This window comes from Mycobacterium sp. TH-M15 (assembly GCF_057473705.1).
Map to the genome: position 1 here is coordinate 1 of NZ_JBYCLB010000361.1, position 1,849 is coordinate 1,849.

2 protein-coding genes and 1 pseudogene are annotated in these 1,849 nt (G+C 72.6%); all 3 read right to left on the minus strand.

The annotated features are described in order from the left end of the window. Positions 1 to 563 (minus strand): FAD-binding protein (locus tag AC2VNT_RS08825; protein WP_486946496.1); only part of this gene is annotated, 563 nt, incomplete at its 3' end. Beyond that, positions 560 to 904 (minus strand): hypothetical protein, encoded by a 345-nt coding sequence (locus tag AC2VNT_RS08830; protein WP_486946497.1) that lies wholly within the window; start codon positions 902 to 904, stop codon positions 560 to 562. The genes AC2VNT_RS08830 and AC2VNT_RS08825, both read right to left, overlap by 4 nt. Beyond that, positions 901 to 1,849 (minus strand): annotated as a pseudogene (locus AC2VNT_RS08835) (hypothetical protein); the annotation flags it as partial. The pseudogene AC2VNT_RS08835 and the gene AC2VNT_RS08830, both read right to left, overlap by 4 nt.

The following is a 1,849-nucleotide window of genomic DNA, read 5'->3' on the forward strand; positions in this document are numbered from 1 at the left end:
ACCGGGTGGCGAGTGCGGAACTCCTCGACCGTCCAGCGCCGCCCCTCCTCGAGCACCACCGTGGTCAGGCCGGCGCGGGCCAGGGTACGCGCCGCCATCGCCCCGCCGGCGCCGGAGCCGACGACCACCGCGTCGGCGTGCACCACCGACGCGCTGTCGGCGGAGCCGGTGATGCTCAGCGCCGCGTCGAGCCGGGCCGCGTCGTGCTCGGTGGCGCGGGCCAGCAGCTCGGAGGCGTAGCTGTCGGCGCCGTTCGCCAACAACACGATCGCCTTGAGTCCCTCGATGGCCGCGCCGGCGTCCGGTCCGAGCGCGGCGGCGCGGCGCAGCACGTCAGCGCGCGCATTCGGGCTCAACCGGGTCAGCGACCGGCCGGTGCTCAGATAGCTTGCCGCCGCCATGGCCAGCAGCCCGCCGCGTATCGCGAGACGAGTTGCCGCCGGCAGCTGCGCAACGTATCGGTCGACCCGCTGTACCAGCTGCGCCGGGGACGGCCCGCCGCACTCCTCGGGCAGCAGCGCGGCGCCGAACGAGGCCGTGGCGCGTTCGGCAAGTCGGCTCATATCCGGGTCCCGGCGCCCAGCCTCCCGAGCCGTCGGCCAAGCTTGATGAAGAACGGGTAGGTGCCGAAGATGGCGCCCGCCGCGGCGTGCGTCTGCCAGCCGGCCTCCGCCGTGTTCATGCCGAAAACCCCGCTGTTCCACATGAAGTCGCGGCCATTGCGGGCACGGAACGGCCGCCACAGCAGCCCGAGGCCGGGCACGTTGTGGTACAGCCCGAACGACGCTCCGAAGACGACGCCGAGTGCTGTGGCCTCGGCGGCATCCCGGTGCTCCTCGGGGAGCGCGCGTTCGATCAGCACGCCGGAGGCGATCAGCATCGGCGGGTCGAACAGAAAGCTCATGACGGGATCCTTTCGTCGACGGGCGGTGCATCGTGTCCGCGTAGGCCGACCTCGGCGTGGCCGGTGCCCAGCACCGACCAACTGCGGTCGCCGATCTCGACATGGACATCGGCCTGCTCGGTGTTGGTGCACACCGCGGTGGCGCCGTCGGGATCTGTGTAGCCCAGGCTCACGCAGCGATTTTCGGGTTGGTCGACCCGGATCAGCACCTTGCGGGCGCCGCTGCGGCCCGCCAGCTGCCAGTGTCGCAGGCCCAGCGTGGTGCGCAGCCGAAGTGACGGCAAACCACTTGCGGGCCAGTCGGTTCCATCGACCCGGAACCGGACGAACGCCGTGGGCGGCAGCCTGCTCAGGCCGGGCCGATGCGAAACGCCGGTGACCACCTCGAGCACGTCGGAACCGCCGAGCCCGGCGTGAATCCACCCCCACCGCCGCGCGTTGCCGTGCCCGTAGATGTGCGACACCGCGCCGCGCCAGCCGGCTACGCGGTGCACGACGTCGCCGACGGTGAGCGAGCCGCTGAACTCGGCAGTCGGGGCGATCACCACCTGCGCGCCGGGCAGCAGCTCACGCTCCCAGGCGACCCGCGGGAAGGTCCACAACGGGGCGGCCGCATCCGTCCAGCGCAGATCCCACCCGAGTGACCCGGCTTGTCCGGTCAGCTCTTGGAATGCCGCCGACGTGCCGGCGGCGTGAAACCAGGCCGAGCCGGTGGCGGGTTCGACCGGTTCGGGGCCGAAGCGTTCGGTCCGGGGCGGGCCGTCGGCCGGGAACCAGGTCACCCAGCCGTGCCCATACGGCGCGTGCCCGGTTCGAGCCCGCCGACCGGTCGGGGCGACCGTTTCGTGGTGCACCCACTACCCGGCTCGGGTCACCGGATCGGACAATGTCGCGTACCAGACCTCCATCCGCCCGGCCCGGCCGCGCCATCGCGGTGCGGCCGCC